General features: G+C 75.9%; 4 protein-coding genes. All 4 read left to right on the top strand.

The window, feature by feature from the left end; genetic code table 11:
- On the top strand, positions 1-892 hold an 892-nt coding region (gene prfA / locus E6J59_04405; protein ID TMB22192.1), incomplete at its 5' end, for a peptide chain release factor 1.
- Positions 892-1893: a peptide chain release factor N(5)-glutamine methyltransferase gene (gene prmC / locus E6J59_04410; GenBank protein TMB22193.1), complete on the top strand. Its 1002-nt coding sequence runs from the start codon at positions 892-894 to the stop codon at positions 1891-1893. The genes prfA and prmC, both read left to right, overlap by 1 nt.
- Positions 1878-3143: a UDP-N-acetylglucosamine 1-carboxyvinyltransferase gene (gene murA, locus E6J59_04415; protein TMB22194.1), complete on the top strand. Its 1266-nt coding sequence runs from the start codon at positions 1878-1880 to the stop codon at positions 3141-3143. Before prmC ends, murA begins: the two co-directional genes overlap by 16 nt.
- A gap of 14 nt (positions 3144-3157) precedes the next feature.
- Positions 3158-4618: a histidinol dehydrogenase gene (gene hisD / locus E6J59_04420; GenBank protein ID TMB22195.1), complete on the top strand. Its 1461-nt coding sequence runs from the start codon at positions 3158-3160 to the stop codon at positions 4616-4618.
- The last annotated feature ends 105 nt before the right edge of the window (positions 4619-4723 follow it).

A 4723-nucleotide genomic window follows, 5' to 3' on the forward strand; every position in this document is an offset into this window, starting at 1 on the left:
CGACGAGCATCGTGAGGTCCTGCGCGAGAGAGACGCCGAGCTGCGCGAGCTGGCGCGCAGCGAGCTGCCCGCGCTCGAGGCGCGCCTGGCCGCACTCGACGCGACGCTCAAGCACCTCCTCCTCCCCAAGGACCCCAACGACGAGCGCAACACCGTGCTCGAAATCCGGGCCGGCACCGGCGGCGACGAGGCGAGCCTCTTCGCCGCCGAGCTCTTCCGCATGTACTCGCGCTACGCCGAGCGGCACGGCTGGCGCGTCGAGGTGCTGTCCTCGAGCCCGACCGGCCTCGGTGGCTTCAAGGAGGTGATCGCGCTCGTGCAGGGGAAGGGCGCCTTCAGCCGCCTGAAATTCGAGGGCGGGGTGCACCGCGTGCAGCGCGTGCCGGTGACCGAGACGCAGGGGCGCATCCACACCTCGGCGGTGACCGTCGCGGTGCTGCCCGAGGCCGAGGATGTCGAGGTGGAGCTGGCCGACAAGGACCTCCGCATCGACGTGTACCGCTCCTCGGGCCCGGGCGGGCAGAGCGTCAACACGACCGACTCCGCCGTGCGCGTGACGCACCTGCCGACCGGGCTCGTCGTCACCTGCCAGGACGAGAAGTCGCAGCACAAGAACAAGTCGAAGGCGCTCAAGATCCTGCGCGCCCGGCTCCTCGAGCGCGCGCGCAGCGAGCAGCAGAGCGAGATCGCCGCCAATCGCAAGGCGATGGTCGGCTCTGGCGACCGCTCGGAGAAGATCCGCACCTACAACTTCCCGCAGAGCCGGGTGACCGACCACCGTGTCAACCTGACCCTCCACACCCTCGACCGCGTGCTCGACGGCGACATCGACCCGATCGTGGACGCGCTCGTCGTGCGCCAGCAGGCCGAGGCGCTGGCGGCGGCGGGCTGATGGGCGCGGCGGCGGCGTTCGTGACGCTGGGCGACGCGCTCGCGGCGGCGATCGCTCGCCTGGCGGCGGCCGGCGTGCCGGAGCCGCGCGCGGACGCCGAGGTCCTGCTCGCGCGCGCGCTCGACACGACGCGCGCCGGCCTGGTCGTCGGGGCGCGGCGCCCGCTGCCCGAGACGGCGGCCCGGGACTTCGCCGCGCTCGTCGGCCGCCGAGCGGGGCGCGAGCCGCTCCACTACATCCTCGGCGAGCGCGAGTTCTGGTCGCTCCCGCTCGCGGTGGATCGCCGCGTCCTCGTCCCGCGGCCGGAGACCGAGCTGGTGGTGGAAACGGCGCTCCGCCTGGCGCCCGCGGGGCGGCGCGTCCTCGACGTCGGCACCGGCAGCGGGGCGATCGCGGCCGCGCTCGCGCGCGAGCTGCCCGCCGCACGGGTGTGGGCGAGCGACGTCGATACCGATGCGCTCGCCGTGGCGCGCGCGAACCTCGCCCGGCAGGCGCCGGGCGTGGCGCTGGTCTGCGGCGACCTTCTCGCGCCCTTTCGCACCGCGGCCTTCGACCTGGTGGCCGCGAACCCGCCCTACGTGGCCGACGCGGAGCTCGGCGGGCTCGCGCCGGAGGTGCGCGACCACGAGCCGCGTGTGGCGCTCGCGGCGGGGCCGGACGGGCTTGCGGCGCTCGGCCGCCTGATGGCCGAGGCACCGCGCGTGCTCGCGCCGGGCGGCTGGCTCGTGGTGGAGGTGGGGGCGGGGCAGGCGGCCGCCGTGCGGCGCCTGGCGGAGGAGGCCGGCGCCGAGAGGCGCCAAGCTGGCCGACGGGGTCTGGGGCGCGCGGCGCGAGCCGCGCGGGCGTTTGTACGCAGCGCGCGCAGCGCGCGAGCACCGGACGGGCCCCCAGCGGAGTTAGACACGAGCGGCTTCGTCCGCGTCGAGGTGGTCCGCGATCACGCCGGCATCGAGCGCGTGCTCGCCGTGTGCTGGGGAGGGGGCGGATGGACACGATCGTGATCCGGGGGGGCGCCGAGCTCGAGGGCGAGGTGATGGTGAGCGGGTCCAAGAACGCGGCGCTGCCGCTCCTCTTCGCGACCCTGCTCACGCGCGAGCGCTCGGTGGTGCGGAACGTGCCCGCGCTGGCCGACGTGCGCACCGCGATCCAGGTGCTCGAGCACCTGGGCGCGCGCGTCACGCAGAGCGCCGACGGGCACGAGGTGGCGGTCGAGCCGGGCGCCGTCGCGTGCACCGAGGCGCCCTACGAGCTGGTGAAGACGATGCGCGCCTCCTTCCTCGTGCTGGGGCCGCTCCTCGCCCGCTTCGGCCACGCCCGCGTCTCGACCCCGGGCGGCTGCGCCATCGGCGCGCGACCCGTCGACCTCCACCTGAGCGGCCTCCAGAAGCTCGGGGCGCGGCTCCGCATCAGCGAGGGCTACGTGGAGGCCGAGGCGGACCGTCTCCGCGGCGCGAAGATCGTGCTCGACTTCCCCTCGGTGGGGGCGACGCAGCAGCTCATGATGGCCGCCGCGCTCGCTGAGGGGACGACCGTGCTCGAGAACGCGGCGCGCGAGCCGGAGAACATCTGCCTGGCGCGCGCGCTCGCGCGCATGGGGGCCGGCGTCCGGGGCGCGGGCACCTCGGAGGTGACGATCGAGGGGTGCCCCGAGCTGGGCGGCGGCGAGCACGCCGTCATCCCGGATCGCATCGAGGCAGGTACCTTCATGGTCGCGGCGGCGGTGACCGGCGGCGCGGTGCAGGTGACCGGGGCGCCCGCCGATCATCTCGAGGCGTTCCTCGCCAAGCTCGGCGAGGCGGGTGTGGCGGTGCGCGAGCGCGAGAGCGGCATTCGCGTCGAGGGCAACGGCAAGCTCGCCGCCGTCGACGTGAAGACCATGCCCTATCCCGGCTTCCCGACCGACCTCCAGGCGCAGTTCATGACCCTCATGACGCGCGCCACCGGCACCAGCACGCTCACCGAGACGATCTTCGAGAACCGCTTCCTGCACGCGCAGGAGCTGGTGCGCATGGGTGCCGACATCCACGTGGACGGCAACCACGCCATCGTGCGCGGGCCGCAGTCGCTCTCGGGCGCGCCCGTGATGGCGACCGATCTGCGCGCCAGCGTCTGCCTCGTGCTGGCCGGGCTGGCGGCCCGCGGCACGACGCGCGTGTCGCGCGTCTACCACCTGGACCGTGGCTACGAGCACGTCGAGGCGAAGCTCTCGGCGCTCGGCGCCGACATCGCGCGCGAGCGGGCGGCGGCGTGAAGGCGGCGCGGCTCATCGTGACGGCCGACAGCGCCCGCGCTCGGGTGCGCCTGGCGCGGCTCGCCGCCCGCGGCGAGGCCGCTGGCGGGCGGGTCGAGGCGGACGTGCGCCGCATCATCGCCCGCGTCCGGCGCGCCGGTGACGGCGCGCTCCTCGCCTTCACGCGCCGCTTCGACGGCGTGACCCTCCGGCGCGGCGCGCTGCGCGTCCCGAAGGAGGCGATGGCGGCGGCGTACTCGAGCCTGCCGGGGCGCGTGCGCGGCGACCTCGAGCTCGCGGCGCGCCGCATCCGCGTCTTCCACGCGCGCCAGCGCGAGCGCTCGTGGTCCTTCCGCGACGCGAGCGGAGCGCGCCTCGGCCAGCGCATCGAGCCGCTCGCGCGCGTGGGCGTCTACGTGCCCGGCGGCCGGGCGGCGTACCCGTCGACCGTGCTCATGACCGTCATCCCGGCGCGCGTCGCGGGCGTCGGCGAGGTGATTGCCGTCTCGCCGGTCGGGAAGGACGGCGACGCGCCGATCATCCTCGCCGCCTGCCACCTGGCCGGCGTGGACAGCCTCTTCCGGATCGGTGGCGCGCAGGCGGTGGCGGCGCTCGCGTACGGCACCGAGAGCGTACCGCGTGTCGACAAGATCGTCGGGCCGGGGAACGTCTGGGTGGCCACCGCGAAGCGCCTCTCCTTCGGCCAGGTCGACATCGACTCGATCGCGGGGCCGAGCGAGGTGCTGGTGGTGGCCGACGGCGGGGCCGACGCCGAGCTGGTCGCCGCCGACATGCTGGCGCAGGCCGAGCACGACCCGCTGGCGGCGGCAATCTGCGTGACCCCGGACCGCCGGCTCGCGGCGCGAGTGGCGGCCGCGCTCGACCGCCAGCTCGCGAGCCTCCCGCGGCGCGCGGTCGCGGCGCGCGCGCTCGCCAACTTCGGCGCCATCGTGGTGACGCGCTCGCTCGCCCGCGCGCTCGAGATCGCCAACCGCCTCGCCCCCGAGCACCTGGAGCTCGCCGTCCGCGCGCCGCGCCGCTGGCTCGCGCGCGTGCGGCACGCGGGCGCGGTCTTCCTGGGCCAGGACGCGCCCGAGGCGTTCGGCGACTACCTGGCCGGGCCGAACCACGTCCTGCCGACGGGCGGCACGGCGCGCTTCGCCTCGCCGCTCGGGGTCTACGACTTCGTCAAGCGGACCAGCGTGATCGAGGCCGGGCCGCGGACGCTCGCGCGTCTGGGGCCAGCGGTGGTGCGCCTCGCGCGCCTGGAAGGCCTCGATGGGCACGGGCGCGCGGTCGAGCGGCGGCTCGCAGGTGTGGGGTCCCCACGCGGCCCGGCGGCGGGGCGGGGCCGGGGTCCGAAGCGATCTCTCGCGCCGCACACCCCTGCGCCCGTGAGGGGGATCCGCGTCGGCGCGAGCGTGAGCGCCGGGTCCCGACCTCGCCCCGCCGCCGCGCACCGCCCGACGACCCCGCACCGGAGAGGAGGACGCTAGTGGCAGGGCGTGCTGGCCGGGCGCCGACGCGCGCCGGGGGACGCCGCGCGAGCGTGGCGCGGAAGACCAAGGAGACCGACATCCGTCTCGAGCTCGACCTCGACG

It is taken from the genome of Deltaproteobacteria bacterium, from assembly GCA_005879795.1.
Taxonomy (GTDB): Bacteria; Desulfobacterota; Binatia; order DP-6; family DP-6; genus DP-6.

What these genes read in the sequence shown, in the direction of transcription:
- prmC (TMB22193.1), top strand. Translation starts at nt 892, where the DNA reads ATGGGCGCGGCGGCGGCGTTCGTGACGCTGGGCGACGCGCTCGCGGCG.
- murA (TMB22194.1), top strand. Translation starts at nt 1,878, where the DNA reads ATGGACACGATCGTGATCCGGGGGGGCGCCGAGCTCGAGGGCGAGGTG.